At 62.2% G+C, this 21,392-nt stretch carries 18 protein-coding genes and 1 pseudogene; 4 read left to right on the forward strand and 15 right to left on the reverse strand.

Going from position 1 to position 21,392, the window contains the following annotated elements:
* Nucleotides 1-82: 82 nt before the first annotated feature.
* The 6 genes from NL532_RS00815 to NL532_RS00840 form a co-directional block, all read right to left on the reverse strand.
* The gene (locus NL532_RS00815; protein ID WP_023668794.1) at nt 83-2,461 is read right to left on the reverse strand and encodes a polysaccharide biosynthesis tyrosine autokinase; all 2,379 of its coding nucleotides are present in this window, start codon (nt 2,459-2,461) and stop codon (nt 83-85) included.
* A 190-nt stretch (nt 2,462-2,651) separates the two neighbouring features.
* Entirely contained in the window at nt 2,652-3,548 is an 897-nt protein-coding gene (galU, locus tag NL532_RS00820; protein ID WP_023668795.1) for a UTP--glucose-1-phosphate uridylyltransferase GalU, read from the reverse strand.
* Between the two features lie 75 nt (nt 3,549-3,623).
* Nucleotides 3,624-4,574, reverse strand: coding sequence for a glycosyltransferase family 2 protein (locus tag NL532_RS00825; protein ID WP_023668796.1), 951 nt, complete (start codon nt 4,572-4,574; stop codon nt 3,624-3,626).
* Complete coding sequence (locus NL532_RS00830; RefSeq protein ID WP_196813830.1) at nt 4,564-5,508, reverse strand: glycosyltransferase family 2 protein; 945 nt, start codon at nt 5,506-5,508, stop codon at nt 4,564-4,566. Before NL532_RS00830 ends, NL532_RS00825 begins: the two co-directional genes overlap by 11 nt.
* Nucleotides 5,508-6,503, reverse strand: a complete 996-nt coding sequence (locus NL532_RS00835) for a glycosyltransferase family 2 protein (protein WP_023828588.1) — start codon at nt 6,501-6,503, stop codon at nt 5,508-5,510. Before NL532_RS00835 ends, NL532_RS00830 begins: the two co-directional genes overlap by 1 nt.
* 44 nt (nt 6,504-6,547) lie before the next feature.
* A complete protein-coding gene (locus NL532_RS00840) occupies nt 6,548-7,720 on the reverse strand; it encodes a glycosyltransferase (RefSeq protein ID WP_023684222.1) in 1,173 nt (390 codons plus the stop codon).
* A 295-nt stretch (nt 7,721-8,015) separates the two neighbouring features.
* Between NL532_RS00840 and NL532_RS00845 the strand changes: the two are divergent.
* Nucleotides 8,016-9,065: pseudogene (locus NL532_RS00845) on the forward strand (polysaccharide pyruvyl transferase family protein); the annotation flags it as partial.
* 225 nt (nt 9,066-9,290) lie between these two features.
* Here the strand turns inward: NL532_RS00845 and NL532_RS00850 are convergent.
* From NL532_RS00850 to NL532_RS00890, 9 genes are all read right to left on the reverse strand, one after another.
* The gene (locus tag NL532_RS00850) at nt 9,291-10,754 is read right to left on the reverse strand and encodes a lipopolysaccharide biosynthesis protein (protein WP_023684224.1); all 1,464 of its coding nucleotides are present in this window, start codon (nt 10,752-10,754) and stop codon (nt 9,291-9,293) included.
* Nucleotides 10,751-11,920: a glycosyltransferase gene (locus NL532_RS00855; protein WP_023736209.1), complete on the reverse strand. Its 1,170-nt coding sequence runs from the start codon at nt 11,918-11,920 to the stop codon at nt 10,751-10,753. The genes NL532_RS00850 and NL532_RS00855 overlap by 4 nt, the downstream gene beginning before the upstream one ends.
* 221 nt (nt 11,921-12,141) lie before the next feature.
* Nucleotides 12,142-13,383, reverse strand: coding sequence for a glycosyltransferase (locus NL532_RS00860; RefSeq protein WP_023828590.1), 1,242 nt, complete (start codon nt 13,381-13,383; stop codon nt 12,142-12,144).
* 223 nt (nt 13,384-13,606) lie between these two features.
* Nucleotides 13,607-14,686, reverse strand: a complete 1,080-nt coding sequence (locus NL532_RS00865) for a glycosyltransferase (RefSeq protein WP_023828591.1) — start codon at nt 14,684-14,686, stop codon at nt 13,607-13,609.
* A gap of 31 nt (nt 14,687-14,717) precedes the next feature.
* Complete coding sequence (locus tag NL532_RS00870; protein WP_023828592.1) at nt 14,718-16,049, reverse strand: UDP-glucose dehydrogenase family protein; 1,332 nt, start codon at nt 16,047-16,049, stop codon at nt 14,718-14,720.
* Between the two features lie 55 nt (nt 16,050-16,104).
* Nucleotides 16,105-17,004, reverse strand: a complete 900-nt coding sequence (gene exoK / locus NL532_RS00875) for an endo-1,3-1,4-beta-glycanase ExoK (RefSeq protein ID WP_023828593.1) — start codon at nt 17,002-17,004, stop codon at nt 16,105-16,107.
* Nucleotides 17,005-17,125: 121 nt separating this feature from the next.
* Nucleotides 17,126-17,521, reverse strand: a complete 396-nt coding sequence (locus NL532_RS00880) for a cytochrome P450 family protein (RefSeq protein WP_023828594.1) — start codon at nt 17,519-17,521, stop codon at nt 17,126-17,128.
* Nucleotides 17,522-17,648: 127 nt separating this feature from the next.
* Entirely contained in the window at nt 17,649-18,671 is a 1,023-nt protein-coding gene (locus NL532_RS00885) for a glycosyltransferase family 2 protein (protein WP_023702337.1), read from the reverse strand.
* Nucleotides 18,672-18,801: 130 nt separating this feature from the next.
* Nucleotides 18,802-19,926 carry a nucleotidyltransferase family protein gene (locus NL532_RS00890; protein ID WP_023732547.1) on the reverse strand — a complete coding sequence of 375 codons (1,125 nt, stop codon included), beginning with the start codon at nt 19,924-19,926 and terminating at the stop codon, nt 18,802-18,804.
* Between the two features lie 478 nt (nt 19,927-20,404).
* On the opposite strand from NL532_RS00890, the gene NL532_RS00895 reads away from it, so the two are divergent.
* The 3 genes from NL532_RS00895 to NL532_RS00905 all read left to right on the forward strand — a co-directional run bounded on the left by NL532_RS00895 (nt 20,405) and on the right by NL532_RS00905 (nt 21,389).
* Entirely contained in the window at nt 20,405-20,557 is a 153-nt protein-coding gene (locus NL532_RS00895) for a lasso RiPP family leader peptide-containing protein (protein WP_023684233.1), read from the forward strand.
* 162 nt (nt 20,558-20,719) lie between these two features.
* A complete protein-coding gene (locus tag NL532_RS00900) occupies nt 20,720-20,989 on the forward strand; it encodes a PqqD family protein (protein WP_245259933.1) in 270 nt (89 codons plus the stop codon).
* Between the two features lie 25 nt (nt 20,990-21,014).
* Nucleotides 21,015-21,389, forward strand: coding sequence for a lasso peptide biosynthesis B2 protein (locus tag NL532_RS00905; protein WP_023702339.1), 375 nt, complete (start codon nt 21,015-21,017; stop codon nt 21,387-21,389).
* The last annotated feature ends 3 nt before the right edge of the window (nt 21,390-21,392 follow it).

The raw sequence follows: 21,392 nt of genomic DNA on the forward strand, positions 1-21,392 counted from the left end.
TGCTTCTTCGTTTGAGCGTGATCTTTTCCGAAAACCGGATCTGCTTTTCCGGATCACGCTCCTTTTCAGGATCGCGCTCCGTTCAGGCGGCGGTCTTGGCCCGCACGTCCGATTTCTCCAGATAGTAGGTCGAATAGCGGTCGAAGAACTTTTCCGAGCCGCCGAGCGAGCCGTATTTCGGCAGCTTCTTCAGATCGACCTTGTTGAGCACGGCGCCGACGACCTTGCTTGCGACGTAGGGTTCCTGCTCCAGCAGCGAGCGCACCATGGCGCGCGGCGTGCGGCCCCATTCGGCAACCAGCACGAAGCCGTCGACCAGCGGCGCAAACGCCTTGGCGTCGACCACGGGGCCGAGCGGCGGCAGGTCGACGATGATGTACTCGAACGTCTCCTTGGCGTTGTCGATGAAGCGCCGCATGCCGGCCGACGACAGCAGCTCGCTGGTATGCGAGAACTGCCCACGCAGCACGGCCGGGATGATCGCCAGCTTGGTCTGGCGGTCGACTTTGCCGACCGACTGCCAGGTCTGGCCGTTGACCACGGCCTCCATCAGCCCCTGCTCGGCCTCCATGCCGAGGTTGCGGCTGAGGCCAGGATTGCGCAGATCGGCGTCGATCAAAAGCGTCTTCGAGCCGTTGGCGGCCAGCAATCCGGCGAGATTGGCGGCGACCGTAGACTTGCCCTCGCCGGGCAGGACCGAGACCACGCCTATGACCCGGCTGCCTTGCCCTTCCATGACGACGTCGAAGGCGATCTTGGCGTTGCGCAGCGTTTCGGAGAACATCGATGCCGGCGCATCGACGCTGACCCGCATGCGCGCCCGTTTCTCGGCCGCCGACAATGTGTTGGCGCCTTTGGCATCCGCCGCACCGCCGTCGGCGTCCTTGCCGAGCCTGCCGCCGATCATCGGCAAATAGCCGAGGAATTTGAGGCCGACGCGATCGCGAATGTCCTCGCCGGTCCTGAAGAAGCGCTCGTTGAACTCATTCAGGCCACCGAAGCCGGCGCCAAGCAGCACGCCAAGCACCAGCGACAGCGCCAGCACCCTGGAGGTGCGCGGGCTTGAGGCGGAAAGCGGCGTTGAGGCATCCGAGATGATGCGGACCTTGCCGACCGGGAAGGATTGCTGCTGCGAGGCCTCCTCGTAGCGGCTAAGGAAGGTCTGGTAGAGCGTGGTCAGCGCCTGCGCCTGCTGGTCGAGTTCGCGCAATTTGACCTGGCTCTGGTTGTCGATGGAGCTCTTGCCGGCCGCGTCGGCGATCTTCTGCCTCAGTGAGGTCTCGCGTGAAAGCGCGACTTCATATTCATTGCGATAGCTTTCGGTCAGTTGCTTCAACTCGCCGAAAATCTGGGTCGACAGATCGGCCTTTTCCTTGGCCAGCGCCACCGCCTGCGGATGGTCGGCGCCGAAATTGGCCGTCACGTCCTGCAGCCGCTTGGCGACTGTGAGATAGCGGGTCTTGAGCGTTGCAATGACCGAGCTTGCCGGCTGATCGCTTGAGATGGCGGAATCGTTGAAGGCATTGTCCGAGCCGCTTTCGACGATGGTCTTGTATTGCTGATAGCGGGCGCTGGCGCGCGCCGTATCGGCCTGCGCGACGATCAGTTGCGCGGTGAGATCGGCAATCTGCTTGTCGCTGATCAGCTGGCCGTCGCTGTTGGCGGCCAGACCATGCTCGGCCCTGAATTTCTCGACCGCCATAGCGGCCGCCTGTGAGTTCTGACGAAGCTCGGTCAGCCGGCCCTGCAGCCAGACCGCAGCGCGTTCGGTGGCGTCGAAACTGGCGTTGAGCTGGTCGGCGAGATAGGCGTCGGCATAGGCCTTGGTGATGGCGGTGGCGAGCGCCGGATTGGTCGACTGGTAACCGATGGCGAGCACATAGGAGCGGCCGTTGCGCTGCGCCAGCACCTCGCTCTGCAGCTTCAGCACGGCATAGTCGTGGCGCGCCGTCTGCATCATGGCCTGGCGTGTCGCCTCATCGACGTTTTCCATGCCGGGAATCTGCTCGGCGGAACTTGAGCGGAAATAGCCGATCACGCCGCGCACGAAGCCGATGCCCTTGACCAGCGCCGATTGCGGCGGGTTCATGAACTCTGCGTTCTGGTCGAGTTTCAGCTTGTCGACCACCACCGAGGCCAGCCGCGCCGAGGTGATGATTTCGATCTGGCTGAGCAGGGCGGCGTCGGTCTGCATGGTGACGGATGCAGCCGAGATGTCGTCGATGACCTTGTTCAGGCCTTCGTCGATCAGCACGCTGGCGACCGACATGTATTGCTTGGGCGTGGTCTGCAGATAGAGCAACCCCAGGAACAGGCCGATGATGGCGCAGACCGCCACCACCTTGACCTGACGCGCCGCCATGCCAAGCAGGCGCTCGACGTCGATGAAGTCTTCACCCTTTTCCTGATCGGGGTTGGGCAATGGCATCCTCTTGTCGAGAGGAAAGCTGGCATAATTCATCTTCGATCCAATTCTAGGTTACAGGCGCCGGAGCGAGACGGGTCAGGTCCCACCTCGTCCGAAGCTGCGGAGATCGGGGGCAAGATATGCAACGCAAGCTTCATGCCATCCGGCGCCGGGCCTGAGCGGCCAGGCGTGCAGGCATAAGCCGCGCCATCGTCCAAACGCATATGCCCTCGAAAGATGGGCATTATGCGGCCACTTCCTGACGCTCATGCGACCGCACGAACGCCTGCAGCATTTCCAGCACAGGTCCCTTCATGTCGTCGCGCGCCAGCGCGAAGGCGATGGTCGCCTCTATGAAGCCTTCCTTGGAGCCGCAGTCGAACATGCGGCCATTGAAAGGCTGGGCAAAGAAAGACTGGCTTTTCGCCAGCCGCACCATGGCATCGGTAAGCTGGATTTCGTTGCCGGCGCCGCGCTGCTGGTTGCCCAGCAGCGAGAAGATCTCGGGCTGCAGGATGTAGCGGCCGTTGATGTAATAGTTCGACGGCGCATTGGCCGGCGCCGGCTTTTCGACCATGGCCGTCACCTCGAAGCCGCTGCCTGTCTCGGCGCCGCGCCCGACGATGCCGTATTTGCTGGTCTCGCTGGGATCACAGCGCTCGACGGCGATCACATTGCCGCCGGTCTGCTGATAGAGATCGACTGTTTCAGCCAGGCAACCTCGGCGACCGAACGACACCATATCGGGGAGCAGCAGGGCGAAGGGCTCGTCGCCGATGACTTCGCGTGCGCACCACACCGCATGGCCGAGACCATGTGGCGACTGCTGGCGGATGAAGCTGGTGGCGCCGGCCACGGGCAGCATGCTTTCGAGCGCCTCCAGCTGGGTCTTCTTGCCGGTTTGTTCGAGCGTTCCAATCAGTTCGGGGTGCAGGTCGAAGTAGTCCTCGATGACAGCCTTGTTGCGGCCGGTGACGAACACGATGTGCTCGATGCCGGCTTCGAAGGCCTCGTCCACCGCATATTGGACGACCGGCCGGTCGACCACGGGCAGCATCTCCTTCGGAATCGACTTGGTTGCCGGCAGGAACCGTGTTCCAAGCCCCGCCACAGGGATGACTGCCTTCCTGATTTTCTTCATCGCAAATTCCTTCTGAGCAGATCGATTTCAGCCTGTTGCAGGCCACGAACAAACGTCTTCATGTACTCGCCCTCCTTACCTCTCCGCGCCGACGGCAAACTGCGCCGCCACCCTTTTGAGGCGGACGGCGATCGGCATCGACATGTGCCTGACAGCCGCCGGATCACTTAGCGCGGTGCGTATCGCTTTCAACGGCGAACGCGCCTTGATGTGCTGGACCAGCGACAGGAACGATGCCGCCTTGCGCAGGCTGCGGGCGCGTTTGGCGAAGGCGGCCGCAGCAGCAGCGTCCATGGAATTGGTCTCGGCGAAGACCGCGTCGGCCTTGCGCATCGCCTCGATATGGTGAAGCTCGAGCACGCGCGAGATCGAGCCCGTGCGGATGTGGTAGATATAGCCGGTCGTCGGCTCGACGACGCATTTTCCGCTCTTGGCCAGCGCGTTGGCGAGCAGGATGTAATCCTCGCCTATGCTCAGACTTTCATCATAGCGAAGCCCGTTTTCGATCAGGAAACGGCGCTGGAAGATCGGCTTGAGATAGCCAAGGTTGAACGTGGATTCGAAAACGATGTTGCCAGCGATGTAGTCGGCGAGCGTGATTTCACGCAGGCCCTCCAGATATTTGGCGGGAAACATCGTCGCTTCGGCAATGCCGTCCTCGCGCACCACCTGGAGGTTGTCGACGGCGATTACAGCGCCCGCACTTTCGGCTCGCGCGATCATGGCGGCGAGCCGCCCGGGCAGGACGGCATCGTCGGAATCGAGCACCGCGACCCAGCGGCCTGTGGCGAGGTCGAGGCCGGCATTCCTGGCGCCGCCAGGGCCACGATTTGCCGGCAGCGCAACCACTTTGACGACATCTTTTGGATAGGCTCTTGCGACGTCGAGCGTGTTGTCGCGCGACTGGTCATCGGCGACGATGATTTCGACGCTGACATCGCGCTGGGCCATGGCGCTTGCGATCGCCCGGTCGAGCGTGGCCGCGGCATTGTGGGCTGCGATGACAAAGGAGACGTCAGGCTGCACGCTTGCCTCCTTGCTGCGGGGAAGACAGTCCGTATTGGCGAATTTCGCTGATACCGACCAGGCCGCTGACGACGCCGACATGCATGATGCCGCGCAGCACGCTGCGGTTGCGGCGGACCGGGCTAATCACAGTCAACGCCGCCATGCCGAAGCAATAGGCGGCCTTGGCCGAGGCAAGGCCGACAGCCTTCGCACGCTGTATCACGCCTGCGTCATGGCCGATGAGGTGGCCGTGCGTCTGGCCGAAGCGGAAGCGGCGGCGGCGCAGCCAGTCGAAAGCGGCTCGCGAACGCGGCACGACTTCCTCGACCCACGCCTCCGGCGCAAAGGCGATGCGACCGCCTGCCTTGACCATGCGGTCGAAGAATTCGGTGTCTTCGCCGCCGCTCTGGCCGCGCGCCAGGCTGAAACGACGGTCGCGCAAGCTGTCGGCGCTCATCCTCAAAAGGACGTTGCAGGTGTAGCCGGTGCGGATTTCGCCCTGCACCCAGACCGGCAAGGTCGAATGGAAATCGCCCTTGCGCATCCAGTCCGGCGCATCCGGGCGGTAGAGCGCCCGCACCGGACCGAGCACGGCCTCGGCGCCGCTTGTCTCCGCGATAGCAATCAGTTCGGCCAGCCATTGCCGGGAAGCGGTTTCATCGTCGTCGATGAAGGCGAGAAAATCGGCCGTGCTGGCATCAAGACAGGCGTTGCGGGCGACCGAGATGTTGCGCGCCGGGGCGTGCCGGTAGCGGACCAGGAGCTTCAATTCGCTCGCCAGCGCGGTCACCAGCGGCTCGGCGGTCGGCTCGTCGTCATTGTCGGCGACGATGACGCCGATGCCGAAACCGGCAGGCATATCCATGGCAGCGAGCGACCGCAGCGTGTCGGCCAGTTCCGGCCGCCGGAACGTGCAGACGCAGATGTCGATTCGGCGGCTGTCGGCGACCATCATGCCACCCCGCGCTGCGATCGCGAGCCGAGCAGTTGCAGCCAAAACCCGAGCGACCAGCCGAAATGCATGACCATCGCCGAAATGCCCGCCAGCACATTGTTGGGATTGCGCTGGCTGATGGCGGTCACAGCGCCGTAGCCCAGACAGACCGAAGCCCAGACCAGCAGCGGCACCGCCGCCAGCCAGTGGATAAAGGAAAATACCGCGAGAAGGACGACCGGCGCCACCAGCAGCGGGATCATCTGCCGAACTTTCGGGATCATGCGGTGCTTGAGCACATTCTTGGCGCGGCCGCGGCCATAGCCGAGATATTGGAAATACAGGCCCTTCAGCGACGAACGCGGATAGTAGACCATCTGCGTCTTGCCGCTCATCCAGATCCGGTAGCCTGCCCGGCGCAGGCGGTAGTCGAGTTCGGCATCCTCATTGTGGCTGAAGGTCTCGTCATAGCCGCCGACCGCGGTGAAGGCCGAGATCCGGATCAGCGCGTGATGGCCATGGTCCACCCATTCGCCGGCCGAGAAGTGCCGATGCTTGGAGCCGCCGGTGCCGAGCTTGGAATTCTGCGCCGCCGCGACCGCTTTCTGCACCGCGCCGCTGCCGCTGGTCAGCATCGAGACGACGACCGAATCGGCTGAAGTGGCGAGCGCCTCCTCGACCAGCCGGTCGCAATAATCGGCGGGATAGCCGCCATGGGCATCGATGCGGATCAGGTATTCGGCGCCGTCACCGAGGCTGGCGACGGCGAGATTGATCGCCGCGCTCTGGATACGTTTTGGGTTGTGCAGGAGGACGACCTGAGGGTCCTTGGCCGCAACCGCTTCGACAATGGCCAAAGTGCCGTCGGTGCTGCCGCCATCGGCAACGACGATGCGGGCGCCGAGCCTTAGCGCTGCCGGCCTGAGCTGCTCGAGCAGCGCGCCGATATGGGCTGCCTCATTCAGGCACGGAATGACGATCAGGCTCGACGGAAGCGCTTCGGTTTGCGTCATCGGCGCCTTCCCATACTCTGTATTTTTCCCATCATCAGCCATCGCTAAGCCAGCGCTTCGGTCACGAAGGGACCGGGGACCGCCGCCAGACCGCGCAGCCTGTCGACAAAGGCGCGGCAGTCGCTGCGGTCGTAGCTCCAGGTTCGTGGGTTGCGGGCCAGCACACGCGCCTTGGCCTTGCCGAAGTGCTCCTGGTCCATGCGGCCGAGCGCGGTTTCCAGGATTTCGGGCGTGGCATCGGAAAGCAGGACGCCAATGTCCTGCTGGTCGAGAAAGCGCCCGGTCTCGGTATTGCCCATCGAGATCGGCACGGCGCCGAAGCGGCAGCCTTCATAGAGGCGGTTGGGCAGCAGCCATTCCGAATTCTGCCCTTCCTCGAAGAAATCGATCGCCCAGGAAAAATGCACTTCGCCGTAGATCGCGGCCATGTCTTCCGGGTTGCGGTAGGGGCCACGAAAGGAGAGATAGGGTTCGGCCTCGACAAAAGCGTGGAAATCCGGGAATTCCGAGAGTGCCGGACGGCCCCGGAGGACGACCTCGAAGCGCCCGCCCTGACGGCGCGTAAAGTCGGCCAGCAGCTCCAGCGAGCGGCGGCAGCGCAGCGCGCCGAACCAGCCGATGCGCCACGGGGGTGCTGCAGGGTTTTCGGCCTTTGACCTGTCATCCAAGGCGATCGGCGCGGTTTCGAAGTATTTGTTTTCGACCAGTTCCACCGGTGCGGCGACCTGCCCGAACGGCTTGAAATAATTGGCGATGAAGGCCGGTGAGCTCGTCACCAGAAGCTTCACGTCGCGGGCGAGATAACGCTCCGCTGTGCGCAGTGCTTTGCCCAGCATGTCATTGCGCAGCACCAGGCGATGGATGTCGAGGCATTCGTAGACGATCGGCACGCCGCCGCGAAAGGCGGCCTTGGCGCGCCTGGCCAGCGCCAGCATTTCCAGATTGCGCGCGATGATGAGGTCGGGCTTCGGCATCGCCGCAAGCTTCGAGCCTATCGACAGCGCCGCCTTGGCGACCGCCGCCAGACGCTGGCCGAATCGGCCGTCACGCGTCGCGCCGAGGTCGACCGGCTGCAGCCCCTCGACGTCGGGAACAGCATTTGTGGTCCGACGGAAGCCGGCCAACGTGACCCGCGCGCCGCCTGCCTTGAGCATTATGATCCGCCGGCGCACCGCCGGGTCGGAAACATCGTGCACAAGGTACAAGACATGCAGCATGAAAACTCGACCGCTGTTGGCCCACCCACGGGAATGCTAACCCAGCTTTTGCTGCATCGCAACATTTTTGGTGCGCCGTAGCATAAGTGCACGTTTTTTTGTTGCACTGCAAAATTGATGCGTTACCCTCCGTCGGGCTTGAGCGCCGCTCTGGCTGGTCACCCAGCCCGATGCAGCGATGGATTGTGACGCGAGCCGCATCGGGATCGTCCTGGCGTGGGTATTTTCGGTCACCATGCCCGTCCTAGGCACCGCAGGCCACGCCGCGGAATCTGCTGACGAAATGAGGTATCCCATGAAGATCGTCGTTGAAAACACAGTCTGCCTGAATACCGGGGATGCGGCGATTCTGCTGGCGATCCGCCACATTCTCAAGACGATCGTGCAAGGCGACGTGCGGTTTGCCGTCTTCGACAGCCAGCCCGAGGTTGCGGAACGACTCTATCCGAAGACGGATTATCCCGACCTCGAATTTCATAAGCTGCTGTCGGAATCCCTGTTCCGATACAAGAATGGCAGCGGGCTGAGGGACCGGTTCAAGCCGATCTACAATCGGCTCGTTCTCCAGGCCCTGCGCTGGTTTGGCAGCAGCGCGCTAGGCAATTTTTTCAGCCATCGCGACCGGCGCGGTCTCGATATCTACGCCGACGCGGACATGGTGGTCACCACAGGGGGAACCTATCTCGTCGAGAACTACAATCTCGAACGACGCCTCAATCAGTTCAGGCTCGATGCCGTATTTGGCAAAGATCCGGTCTTCTTCACGCAATCCCTCGGTCCGTTCGACAAAAGTTACAACCGCCAGGAGCTCGGCCCGATCTTTGACCGCAGTCCGCTCATCCTGTTGCGCGACGAACGGTCGCGGACCCATATCCGGGACTTGGTGAAGGATCTCGGCAAGTGCCACGTGGTGGCCGATGCCGTATTCGCCTTGGCCGATACCGACAGGATCCGCAAGCGTCTCGCTTCCAGCCAGCCGCCGGCCTCGGCGGGCCGCGTCGCTATTTCGGTCCGCCACTGGAACTACGTCAGCGACGGTGAGGGCGGCATGCGCCGCTATCTGGATTCGGTCCGCGAGATCGCCACAATTCTTGTCAGGGACCTTGGCAAGGAGGTGACCTTCGTCTCCACGTGTCAGGGCGTGCCGGAATATGCCCATGACGATTCCAAGACCGCACAGGCCATCGTTGCCGAGCTCGATCCTGAGATCGCCAGCCACGTGACAGTGGACGCTTCGTTCCACACGCCGGACCAGTTGATGGCGCTGGTGAAGGGCTTCGACTTCGTCGTCGCGACGCGCATGCATATGATGATCATGTCGCTTTGCGTCGGCACGCCGGTGCTGCCGATCGCCTACGAGTTCAAAACCAAGGAAGTGGCCAAGCGAATCGGTGTCGACGATGTGCTGCTCGACATCGACACCGTGACGCCCGAAGAGGCGCGCGAAAAGCTCGGCCGATTTGCGGGAAATCTCGACCGCTATCGCAAGACAAGCCTTCAGGCCGTGCTCGAAGAACATGCTTCGGCAATGTCGGCCACAAACCTGCTGGCGCCGCTGATCGCCGGCCGCTCAGCGGATATTGCGCGCGGCGTTGGACAGGGTGGTGAACAAGGCGCGTCGCGACTGCGGGACGGCAAGCATGAAAACGAGACCGATGCCGTAGTTGAGGGCAAGCGCCAAAAAGACCGCGAGCAGGTCTGACTGGCCCGTTAGAGACGCCGGCAACCACAGGTACAGGAACCAGGCAAGCAGGGACGAGGCGATGAAAAGCCCCTGCATGAGCAGGAAGTCGGCGGCGGTCACCGGACCGACGCGATGGACCAGTAGCGCCAGCACGGGAACGCGCAGCACGTAACCGCTGATGGCATAGGCCGCGGCAACGCCGACGGCGCCCCAGTGCAGGCCAACGACGAAGGCAGCGACGGTCGTCAGCGACGAATAGATGCCCCAATGGAACATGGTCTTCGTCTTGCCCTGACAGATGAATATCCATCCCGTCGTGCTTGAAACGGACTGGACCAGGCTGGCGATGCCCAGCCAGGCAAAGATCGGTGCGACCGGTGCCCAGCCCGCGCCGAAGAGAAGTCCGACGATCTGATTGGAGGTCAGCGTCAGCGCCGCGATGCCCGGCATGGTAACGGCCGCCAGCATCCAGTTGGTGCGCACATAGATATCGCGAAAGCGGGCCTTGTCATCGTGGATGCGGCTGAGCAGCGGCACCATGACCCGTGTAAGCGGCTGGTTGATGTTCTGAAGCGGGAACAACAGGAGCTTGTAGGCGCGGTCGTAATAGCCGAGTTCGATCGCCCCGGAATATTTTCCGATGAGAATGTTGTCGAGATTGCGCGAGAAGAAGTTGGCGAGGTTGAAGCCGGTCAGGTTGGCGCCGAACGACAATATATCGGCATCGACCTTCAGGTCCGGCCGCAAAGGCGTCCAACGCGCCACCAGCCAGGCGGCAGCCAGGGCGATAGCTGCCGAAACCGCCGGGCCGATGACCAGCGACCAGTAGCCCAACCCCGCATAGGCCGCGATCGCGGCGGCCAGAAGTCCGGCGGCGGCGCTTATCACGTCGTTCAGTGCGAGCTGGCCGAACTGCAGGTGCCGGTTCATCAACGCCAGCGGCACTGCGGCGAGACTGCCGAGAAGCAGCGGCAGGGCGGAGCCAAGGGTGATGCCGGACATACGTTGATCGCCATAGAACGCGGCGATGGCAGGCGCCAGGCCGGCCACTACCACGGCACTACCCAGCCCGACGAGCGCGCTGATCCAGAACACCTGGTTGAGCTGCTGGTTGCTGATGTCCTTGCGCTGAACCACAGCCTGCTGCAGGCCCAGATTCTGAAGCAGCCCGACGAAGGCCACGATCGGCCCGACGGAAGCCACCAGACCGAAATCCTCGGGGACGAGCAGACGGGCCAGCACGATGACGGAGAGAAACTGGATCGCCATCTTGAAGCCCTGGGCGCCGATGGTTACCAGCCCGCCGCGCAGGGCGACACGACCGAACTGGGGGGGCGGATTGGCGTTCATGCAAGCGACCTCGTTTCGCCAAGCCGCATGGCGATTTCCACGAAATGTTGGTTCAGCAGATCGGAGTTGAACTCGGCCTCGATCTTCTTGCGCGCTGCGAGAGCGATCTCTTCACACGGCTTCGGATTCTCGGCGATCCAGGCAAGCTTTCCGGTCAGCGCCGCAACGTCCCGCTCAGCCACGAGAAAACCCGTCTTGTGATCATCGATCAGTTCAGGGATCCCGGAATGATACGTGCTGACCACCGTCAGGCCGGCGGCCATCGCTTCCATCAGGGAAACCGGAATGCCTTCCAGATCGCCATCGCGGGCGCCGACGCTGGGCAGCAGGAACACATGCGCATCGCGCAGACGCTGTTTGACTTCGCTGTGCGGCCGGGGCCCAAGAAAATTCACCCTGTCGGCAATGCCAAGCTCTGCGGCGATCCCCTTCAGCTGCTCGAGAAGTTCTCCGCCGCCGATCACCGAGTAGATCCAGTCTCGCCGCGGCAGGCCAGCAAGCGCGCGAAGCGCATATTCGATGCCCTTCTTTTCAGTCAGGCGGCAGACCGAGATGAAGGAGAGCGTAGCCTGCTCCCATGAACGCCACCGATAGTCGATGTCACTCGGCCGCACCCCCATATGGTGAACCACAACCTGCTCCGGCGATGCACCGACCTCAATCAAGGCATCGCGGAAAAACGCATTCACCGGCAGTTGAAGAACGCCCTTTTCGAACACAATCTTGTAGCGCGCGAGCGTATTGTCATGCAGCGGTTCGCCGACATCACGGCCGTGAAATATCGTCACCAGGGGAGCGGAAATCCTCCCGCGCTTGATCGCGCGGGCCACGCGCATGCCGTTGTTGCCGAAATGGGCAACGATGACGTCGGCGCCCTGCAGTTTTCGCGCATGAGCAATGTCGATGGCGGTCGAGAGCTTGTCCCAGAACCTGCCGGACCACTTCCTGAGCAGCGGGCGATAGCGACCCAGGCCACCCCACCAGCATACGACCTTTCCTGGCAACGCCTGCCAGCGCGGATCATCGATGTTGCTGTCCCTGCCGAAGGACGTCTCGTTGCAGACGACGCCGACTTCCATGCCGCGCTCAAGGCATCCGGCTATCTGGTCGAGAACAAAGGTTTCGGACAATGAGGGAAACTTGTCGACTACAAAGCAGATCTTCATCGGCAGGATGCGCTCGTCCGGGGAGCCGGTGTCCCTTTGACAAAAGCCGGGCCGAAGACAGGGTGGCGGAAGCACAAGACATGCAGCATGGAACTCTACCGCTGTTGGCCCACCCGCAGGAACGTTAGTACAGGTCTTGCTGCACTGCAACATTTTTGGTGCAGTGTAGCAAGATTTCCCTCAGCTTGGCGTGCCTGCCGATCAAACGCAGAGGAGCAGTGTCAGCCGGCAGATGAAGGATCCGCCAAGCCCTCGGAAACGCCGACATGACCGGTGGGTGCATGCGCAGAGCTCGATGTGGCCAGTTGGGTAACGATCTGCGCAAAACGTTCATTCAGAACATCTGCGTTGAAGTCCTCCTCGACTTTGCGGCGTGCGGCAAGCGCGATACGCTCGCATTCGGTCGGGTGCTCCGCGGCCCAGGTAAGCTTGCCGGCAAGCGCTGAAATATCTCGCTCGGGCGCAAGCAACCCCGTCTCCCCATCCTTGATGAGCTCCGGGATTCCCGAATGATACGTGCTGACCGCAATCAATCCGGCGGCCATGGCCTCCATGAGCGCGACCGGAATGCCTTCCATATCCCCGTCGCTGGCAGTGATACTTGGCAGCAAAAAGAGATGCGCCATGCGAAGCCGTCTTTTCACCTCTGCGTGAGGGAGGCTGCCGAGGAATGTTACGCGACCAGCCAAGCCCAGCTCTACGGCCAGCTTCTCCAGATTCATCCGCAGAGGACCGTCGCCAACAATGTCGTAACGCCAGTCTAGCTGCGGCTGGGAGGCCTTGAGGGAGGCCAGGGCTCGCAAGGCGAACTCGACGCCTTTCTTTTCGACCAGGCGGCAAACCGTCGTCACGACCAGTTGGGTGCCTTCCCACGATTCCCAGCGATAGCCGATTTCGCGGGTGTCAATTCCCATATGGTGGACCGTCGTGCTCGCCTGGGACAGGCCGGCTTCCAGCAGCATCGTGCGGAAGTAATCGTTGACGGGCAGGTTCAGGGTCCCATGCTTGGTCAGCCCGGCATATTGTGTCGCGAGCACTGCCTGCCGCGCCGGGATCGCCACGTCCGCGCCGTGAAAGATGGTTATGATCGGTGGTTTGAGCACCTTCCATTTCTTCAGTGCGGCTGCTCTCTCGCCGTTCTGTCCGAAGTGGGCGACAATCACGTCGCAGCGGTTCAGGCGGCGTGCAAAGGCGATGTCGAGAACGGTCGAGGCCTTGTATCGCAGACGCGGCGGCAGACGCTGTACAAATTTGCTGATTACAGCGGCCCATCGCCACCAATGTCGGGTTCTGGCGAGCAGCGTCGCCATCGGCTCGCTTTGCCGGTCAATTCGGTGGTCACCTTGCATCTTTTCGCAGACCACTTCGACCTGAAAGCCCCGCGCCAGCAGCCCAGCCATCTGGTCCACGACGAAGGTTTCCGAAAGCAGAGGGAATTCGCCGACGACAAAGCCCACGCGCATGACCCGCCCATAAGGTTGGGGCTTGCTCGGACCAAGCGGTCCATATCGCACAAGCCCTAATGTAGACAGGCAGAATACACGTTGATTGCTGCAGTGCCACAAAATATTGCACTGCAGCAATTAAAAGTGATCCGGACGGGCGCACGACGCCTGGACCTGGCTAACGGGAACTTTGCGCGACCACGGTCGTGCAGCGTCTCAGCTGAAATGCAACACGACGCGTTTAGGCTGCGCGCTCCAAACCGACACGTCTTGCGCGGTCGAGAACGCCCATGAACGTTGCGAACTGGCTGTCGGGGTTCATCTGCCGCCGCTCCGAAAACTGACGTGCTGTCGCTGACAGCCGCTTGTACTCGGCCTCATCGCTCCACAGCCGCCTGATCGTTGCGACCCAGTCGGCGAGCGGGGCGTCGTAGTCCAGTACCACGCCGCCGGCGCCGATCGCTTCCGGCAGACCGCCGCGCCGCGAGCCGACCACGGGAATGCCACTACAATGCGCTTCCGAGGCCACCCGGCCCCAGGCTTCTTCCCATTTGCTGGGCGCAAGCAGGATTTTCGTGCGGCCGTAGACCGTCTTCATGTCGCTGGTGCGGCTTTCCAGCTTGACGTTCTGGAGGGGAGAGATTGTTGCTTCGATCCGGGCTCGATGATCGTCGTCGAGCTTCCAGCTTTCGACGAACAGGAACGGGATCTCGGGACAGGCGGCGGCAATGCGCACCGCAAGATCGAAGCCTTTTTCCTCATATGGATTGATGAGCGTGACAAATTCACCGGTCGTCGGTGTGCTGTAGAACGCGGGATTGATGGTCGGCGGAATAACCGTCGAATCGATATCGAATTTTGCCTTATAGGCGCGCGCGGTGAACTCGGAGTTGGCGATATAGACCGCCGAATGGAGCTCACGCAGATCGCCGGCCAATTCGTCGAATTCGACATTCCTCAGATAGACGGTCAGCGGCACGCCAAGCCTCTGCAGCTCTCTGCCGATCGGCACCGACTTGTGGCACTGCACGACCGCGACATCCGGCCTCAACTTTTTGACGGCGAAGTCGGCCGCTTCCCAGGGGAACCACGCCCGTACAACCGGATAGCCCGGGAAATTGTCGATGACCGCGCGCTGACGAAGGAGCTTCATCTTGGCGCGCGCCCTGAAGCCGAACATGCCGTCGCCGAACAGCGCTGCCAGAACGGATGCCTCGTGACCGTTTTCGCGCAATTGCTCGACCAGGTGGTGGGTGCTCGACTGGACGCCCCCGCTGAATTGCGGCGTGTAGCCGGTGCCGCCTGCAAACAGAACTTTCATGAACCTGGCTCCGCGTTGTGCCGCCCTGCCTTCACGCCGCCATCCTGCCGATCGAGAAATACTCGATGCCGTGACGGGCCATGACCTTGGGATCATAGAGGTTACGGCCATCGAAGATGACCGGCGTGGTCAGGGCATCCTTCACCGCGTCGAAGGACGGGGCGCGGAAACTCTTCCATTCGGTGGCGATCAGCAACGCGTCGGCGCCGCGCAGTGCCGCCTCCTTGGTGCCGCACAACAAAAGGTCGTCGCGCAGGCCGTAGATGGCCTGGCATTCCTGCATCGCCTCGGGGTCGTAGGCCTGCACATTGGCGCCGGCCTGCCACAGCGCCTCCATCAGGACGCGCGCCGGCGCCTCGCGCATGTCGTCGGTGTTGGGCTTGAAGGCGAGGCCCCAGAGCGCGAAGGTCTTGCCCTTGAGACTGCCCTTGAAATAACGGTGCACCTTGTCGAACAGCACCGACTTCTGGGCATTGTTGCGCTCCTCCACGGCGCGCAGCAGCTTGGCGTCGAACTTGACACCTTCGGCGGTCTTGATCAGCGCGCGGACATCCTTGGGAAAGCACGAACCGCCATAGCCGAGGCCGGGATAGATGAAGTGGTAGCCGATGCGCGGATCCGAGCCGATGCCCTTGCGTACCTCCTCGATGTCGGCGCCGAGCTGCTCGGCCAAATTGGCCATTTCGTTCATGAAGGAGATCTTGGTCGCCAGCATGCAGTTGGCGGCGTACTTCGTGAATTCGGCGCTGCGCACGTCCATCACGATCATCTTCTCGTGGTTGCGGTTGAACGGCGCGTAGAGCTCCCGCATCACCGCCTCGGTGCCCTCGCTGTTGGTGCCGACAATGATGCGGTCAGGCTTCATGCAGTCGGCGACGGCGGAACCCTCCTTGAGGAACTCAGGATTGGAAGCGACGTCGAAAGCCAGGTCCTGGCGCCCGCGCGCCTTCAGCGTCGCGGCGATTTTGGCCTTCACCTTTTCGCAGGTGCCGACCGGCACGGTCGACTTGCCGACGACGATCTTGGGACCGTCCATCTCGCGGCCGATGGTCTCGGCCACCGCCAGCACATATTTGAGGTCGGCCGAACCATCTTCGCCGGGTGGCGTGCCGACCGCAATCATCTGGATCTCGCCATGCTTGACGCCGGCGGCGGCATCGGTGGTGAACTTGATGCGGCCGGCGGCGTGGTTCTCCTTGACCAGGGCCTCCAGTCCCGGTTCGAAAATCGGCACCAGGCCCTGGTTGAGCCGCTCGACCTTCTTTTCATCGACATCGACGCACACCACCTGGTGCCCGACCTCCGCCAGCACCGCGGCCTGCACGAGACCGACATAGCCAATTCCAAAGACCGTCAAATTCATTCGGGTTAATTCCTGTTCACGCCCTTTGGCCTTATATGGCCGGGCCGGTTCAGATCTACTTTATGCTGCTTACACTGCATGCCAGCGATTCCGGAAACTGGCACGGCTGGCCGAGCGCGGTGAAGGCGACGCGCTGCACCTGCATCGTCACCTGGCGGCCGGGGTCCGAAAAGGCGCCCATCCAGTTTTTCAGCGTGTCGCTGCCCCAGAGGCTGAAGAATATCTTCTGCGAGTGGGTCGGCAATTGCTCGGGATTGGTCACTTCCTGGACCAGCTTGCCGTTGACGTACCAGCGCAGCCGGTCCTTTTCCCAGATGAAGGCATAGTCGTTGAAGCCCTTGTCGGCGCCGCCTTCGACCTCGGCCAGCTTCTCGTTTTTGGGTTTGCCGGCGATGTAGCTGTTGACCTGCACCTTGGATGTATCCTTGGTCAGCACCTCGAAGTCGATCTCATACCAGGGCTGTTTGTCGGCAGGGCCGATATAGGTGAAGAAAGCGGCGTTGAGACCGGATCCGGTGTCGGTCTTCATCCGTGCTTCATAGGTCCCATAGCCGAAGCGCTGCTTGGTCTGGATCTCGGCGCAGGCGAACTCGCGGTCCTTCAGTTTGCGCTTTTCGAAGCCGAGCGTCAGCATGTTGTCGGAAAATTTTACCAGGCTTTTCGACCAGGTGCAGTTCTGGTGATTGCCGTTCGACCAACCGTCGGAGACATACCAGCGCGAACGATCGAAACTCTTGAAATCGTCGACGAAGGACGGTGCGCTTTGCATCTCCGGGGAGGCGTCCTGGGCGCGGGAGGGGTGGGCGGCGCCGAGCAGAGCTGCGGCTGCCGCCAACAGAAGCGCACCAACGGATAGAAGACGCGTTGGGTTTACAAGACGCATTGGCCGATTTGGCCGCGCGGAAATCATGGCATCGATTGCCGCCATGGGCGTCGTCTTCGGATCTGCGTTCATATCAATTCACCTTTGTGCTGTTCCGCCCCAACCCAAAGTCACCGATTGGCCCACATTGCTAACGGGCCGATCCCGATCCTCCGTCCCCGAACTTTCTCTTCTGTGTCTCGTGTGACCGTGTTCAGCCGAAGCGACCTGCGGGTTTGACATATTCCCCGTGCGAATCAGAACCCTGGCCATCCTCGCCGACGATCGCGTCGAGTGAATGACGCAGTTCCTTCATCCGGCTCGTCTGGCGCACCAGCTCGGCGATGCGCTGTTCGCAGTTCAGGATGGACTTCGTCAGCTCGCCGACTTCCGACAGCTTGCGTGCCGACGCCGAGCCGTTCTCCATCGACTCGACCAGGAAGGCCGCGTTGGTGGACTTCGACCGGTAGCGGGCCTCCAACCCGGTCTTCTCGGCCGCAATCTCGGCCGTGATCTGATCCAACAGCTTTGCCAGACGGTCGAAACGCGCCAGATCGGTCTGCTTGTCGCGCGCTGGGTCCCTGGACCTGAAGCCGAAAATTGAAGCCATCCGGTTGGCCTTCCAAAATTGCTGCACCGCAACATACAGTGCCATCGTCGGGGCGTGTAGGCAACCTCCGAGTTTCAGAAAGGCAATTTTTTCAGCCTTGCGGCCGCCGTCCCGGACTTGGCGGAGCCTACTTTTGCGCCGCCGTGCTGGTAGCGGCCATGAGGAAGCGCAAGGGCGGCACCGGCTGCTGCCGCGGGGACAGACCGGCGTGGCGAAACAAGGCATCGAGCTTGTCGGCGGCCACGCCGACAACGATAGGAATGAGGTTCGACTGGCTGGCCAGCGCATAGGCGGCGGCAGACGCCATGCCGCGCTCGGCCTTCACATCGAGGAAATTGCGCAGCCGGTATTTGTCACGCACATGCCGCTCGTGCTTGCGCAGCAGGGCCTTGGAGCCTTCCGGCAGGCTGTCGATCTTGAGCAGTGCCAGATCCGCATCGGCGAGGCGCTTCAGATCCTGTGTCTTGTGGCGCCCGCTCAGCGAATCGGCGCGCACGATCGCGCCATAGCCGCAGGAACGGATGACCTTGAAGCGTGCGCCAAGGGCAAAGGCGCGGGCGTACAGTTCATAGTCTTCGCCGAGACGCAGGTTCTCGTCGTAACGCAGCCCATGCCTGTCGAGGAAAGCTCTTGATATCACCGGCTTGAGAAAGCCGAGTTCGCCGCGCTGGACACGCCGTCTGGAGATGTTGCCCTCGATGAACCGCTCGAAGTCGAGGAATTCCGGGTCCGCCGAAAAGGACGGGGCGACGATCTTCGAGACATCGGTCGCCGTATCGTCACGGATCAGCATGATGTTGTCGGCGGCGAAATCCCAGTCGGCGCTGGCAAACAGCTGGCGAAACCGTCCCTGAAGGAAGAAATCGTCGGCGTCGAGAATGCTGATGAAAGGCGATTTCGACCCGGCAATGGCGGCGTTGCGGGCGAAGGACGGGCCGCGATTGGCGTCGAGCCGGATGACCGAAAGCCGGCCGCTGCCATCATCGGCAGCGCTGGCCACCTTTGCGGTGTCATCGGTGGAGGCGTCGTCGACGACGACGACTTCCGCCACCTCCGGCTCGCGCAGCGCCGAGGCGATGGCTGCGGGAATGGTCCGGGCCGCGTTGCGCGCCGCGATGATCACGCAGACCCGGGATTCTGTCATGGACATAGGGTGGCCTTTCGATTGCATAAAGTGTCGCGAGGCCCCTCGCCCTCCCGGCGCGCGGCGCCGGACCCCGATCCATCCCCAGCGGATCGGGACGGAACGTTATCTGCCTGCTGCATGACGACCCTCATCGTCACCGGCTTTCCCGCTCGAAAATCCGCCGGCTGAGGTCGGCTGACGCGGCCCAGCCGGCCTCGGTCAGGTAGCGGACAGGTTCGCGGCCGCACAATTCCCACAAAACGGTGCGCCGTTGCGGCCATCTGAGCGACGACAGCCACGGCGCGATGACCATGTGGAACAGGTCTTCATTGCCGATGCGTGACAGGATCCTGGTGGCCCGATCCGACAGCAGCGTGCCGGCGCCACCAAGCAGCACATCGGCGGCGCGCAGGCCCAGCAGCAGGGTGTCAGCCAGCCCCTGCTCGGCCGCGTAGTCTAGCACAGTCTGCTGCTCGGCCTCGCTCAGCCGACTGGCAGCGGCCCGGACATCGCAGACATAGCCCGCGCATGGCTCGCGGTTGAACAGCGCCTTTGCGACACTGATGCAGGACAGAAGCAAAGTGTCGGAGGCCGAGATGAACGGCACGCTGGAGCCGGCGATCGCAAGCGCGCGCTTGCGGCGCAGGAACCCTTCCGTATCGCGCGGGCTGGGCGATCCCGGCTGCTGGAGCCGGTAATGGAGATCGACGGTGGACAATTTCCGACCTTGGCTGCGAACCATGTGCTGCTCGCCCAGAAAGCGCACCCACCAGACGGAGCGGGACTTGCCGGCGACCTCGTAGCCGATCGAGCGCAGCGCATCGCGAGCCCTAAAGAAGCCGGCCGGCGACACCAATATGTCAACATCTCCGGACGGCTTCATGAAATGGTCGCCATAGAGCAGTTGCTGCTGGAGGGGCCCCTTCAGGAACACGAAATCGATGCCGCTGCCGCGCAGCGCCTTGTCGATGGCCATCGAATCCATGATGCCGGACGAGTTCATCGCAATCGTGCGCCGGCGATAAGTGTCGAGCCACTCGAGCAATCCCGGCGGCGTCTCGCCCGCCGGTGGGCGCGACAGCGCCTTCAGCATGAAGGTGGCGACCTTGTTCAGCCTGGCGATGTCGCAAACATCGGCAACGGAGATGGCCGGTGCAGGCGCGGCGCTGGGGCTCGCCCCGGAGGCGAAGAACAGCCGCAGGCACGCCTGCACATAGGCCACTTCGTCGGCGCAGCCAGCGGCGCGCAACCTTTCGAAGGTCCCTTCCTGCAAGGCCATCTGCTGCAGCATCTCCGCAAAAAATTCGCCAGGCGCGTTATATTGCAAGTGCGAAGCAAAGCATCGCCAAATTCATGCGCCGCGTCCAGTTTTTCCTTTGGCGCCAATTTCCTGCAACCTGAACGTTTCGCAACACAGTCCTAGATGCAAGGCGCCGCCTGATCGGGGCTTGTGACGGGTACGTCAGCAACAATTTTGTGGGAATGCGCCAGCGCCCAAGTGAGGAGCATTCGAAGGAAAATTTAACGTAATTAAATCAGATACTTAGTTGATGGCCTCGGACACTCTGCTGAATTCTCCTGGGATGTGAAAATGCAAAGCGCTTTGATCACCATTGAAGGGAGTCGCAACCGAGAATTGATTAACGGCTGGTAAATCAGGCTTGACTCATAAATGCTGCCATGCAGCTATTGCGGTGCAGCAATAGCTCGCTGCCGGCAATCGACAGGCCGCTTCCAGTCCACAAGTGGAGAGTAAATTGGAACAGAATGTTGAAAAGCATGAGTACGAAACCCCTAGCCTGACGGTCCACGGCTCGATCGAGACCATCACGCAAGGCGGTAGCGGTACTACGGCACTCGACGCCTCGTTTCCGGCACATACGCCGGTCGGCGAACTCACCTTCTCCTGAGTATTCTCTCGTTGGGGTGACAAAGTCCGGACTCTGCAAACAGAGCGCACTAAGGAGAGTCGGGGGTCAAACCCCGGCTCTCGCGTCTTTGTCCGGAATTGCCGAAGCGTTGGTTGTGAGCGAGGTTTAGGAATGGACTGGAACCCCACGGACCATGATCGGATGAGCGCGAGCAAGGATGCCGTGGCCTGCGAATTCGGCAACGGCCTGGCGCTGCTCGATATGAGGTCCAACATCTATTACAGCCTGAACAGCGTCGGCGCCTATATCTGGGAGCTGATCCAGGAGCCGCGGCCGATTTCCGAAATCCGCAGCGCCGTGCTGGATCGCTACAATGTCGATCCGGAACGCTGCAAGGCCGATGTCGATGGATTGTTGAAGGGCTTGGCGGACGCCGGGCTTGCGAGGCTCCATGATGAGGAACTTGTCTAGAGCTTTCTCACTTAGCGGGCCGGAGATGCTCTTTCTCGCCCACTGCCTTGCGGTGGTCGTGGCGGTGCGGCTGGGGCTGACGCTGCTTTCCTACAACAAAGTGCGCCGCATGGTGACCCGGCTCGACGCGCGCGAACCAGCCGACATCGGCGATCTCAGGCGTGTCGCCTGGGGCGTGGCTGCGGCTGCCCGCCTGGTGCCTGGCGCAAGCTGTCTGACCCAAGCGCTTTCCGGCCAATATTTGCTTGCCCGCCAGGGCAACGCCTCAAAAATCCGCATCGGCATCGAGCGCGATACCGGCACCGAGTTGAAGGCGCATGCCTGGCTGGTCAGCGGCGACCATATCGTGCTCGGCGGCTCGCTTGGCGGGTTTAACCATCTCGTCGACCACGGCCAGTGAGCG

Source organism: Mesorhizobium sp. C120A, from assembly GCF_030323105.1.
GTDB lineage: Bacteria > Pseudomonadota > Alphaproteobacteria > Rhizobiales > Rhizobiaceae > Mesorhizobium.

Coding starts and splice junctions, on each gene's coding strand:
- NL532_RS00815 (WP_023668794.1), bottom strand. CDS start 2,461: ATGAATTATGCCAGCTTTCCTCTCGACAAGAGGATGCCATTGCCCAAC.
- galU (WP_023668795.1), bottom strand. CDS start 3,548: ATGAAGAAAATCAGGAAGGCAGTCATCCCTGTGGCGGGGCTTGGAACA.
- NL532_RS00830 (WP_196813830.1), bottom strand. CDS start 5,508: ATGGTCGCCGACAGCCGCCGAATCGACATCTGCGTCTGCACGTTCCGG.
- NL532_RS00835 (WP_023828588.1), bottom strand. CDS start 6,503: ATGACGCAAACCGAAGCGCTTCCGTCGAGCCTGATCGTCATTCCGTGC.
- NL532_RS00840 (WP_023684222.1), bottom strand. CDS start 7,720: ATGCTGCATGTCTTGTACCTTGTGCACGATGTTTCCGACCCGGCGGTG.
- NL532_RS00850 (WP_023684224.1), bottom strand. CDS start 10,754: ATGAACGCCAATCCGCCCCCCCAGTTCGGTCGTGTCGCCCTGCGCGGC.
- NL532_RS00855 (WP_023736209.1), bottom strand. CDS start 11,920: ATGAAGATCTGCTTTGTAGTCGACAAGTTTCCCTCATTGTCCGAAACC.
- NL532_RS00860 (WP_023828590.1), bottom strand. CDS start 13,383: ATGCGCGTGGGCTTTGTCGTCGGCGAATTCCCTCTGCTTTCGGAAACC.
- NL532_RS00865 (WP_023828591.1), bottom strand. CDS start 14,686: ATGAAAGTTCTGTTTGCAGGCGGCACCGGCTACACGCCGCAATTCAGC.
- NL532_RS00870 (WP_023828592.1), bottom strand. CDS start 16,049: ATGAATTTGACGGTCTTTGGAATTGGCTATGTCGGTCTCGTGCAGGCC.
- exoK (WP_023828593.1), bottom strand. CDS start 17,004: ATGAACGCAGATCCGAAGACGACGCCCATGGCGGCAATCGATGCCATG.
- NL532_RS00880 (WP_023828594.1), bottom strand. CDS start 17,521: ATGGCTTCAATTTTCGGCTTCAGGTCCAGGGACCCAGCGCGCGACAAG.
- NL532_RS00885 (WP_023702337.1), bottom strand. CDS start 18,671: ATGTCCATGACAGAATCCCGGGTCTGCGTGATCATCGCGGCGCGCAAC.
- NL532_RS00890 (WP_023732547.1), bottom strand. CDS start 19,926: ATGGCCTTGCAGGAAGGGACCTTCGAAAGGTTGCGCGCCGCTGGCTGC.
- NL532_RS00900 (WP_245259933.1), top strand. CDS start 20,720: ATGAGCGCGAGCAAGGATGCCGTGGCCTGCGAATTCGGCAACGGCCTG.
- NL532_RS00905 (WP_023702339.1), top strand. CDS start 21,015: ATGCTCTTTCTCGCCCACTGCCTTGCGGTGGTCGTGGCGGTGCGGCTG.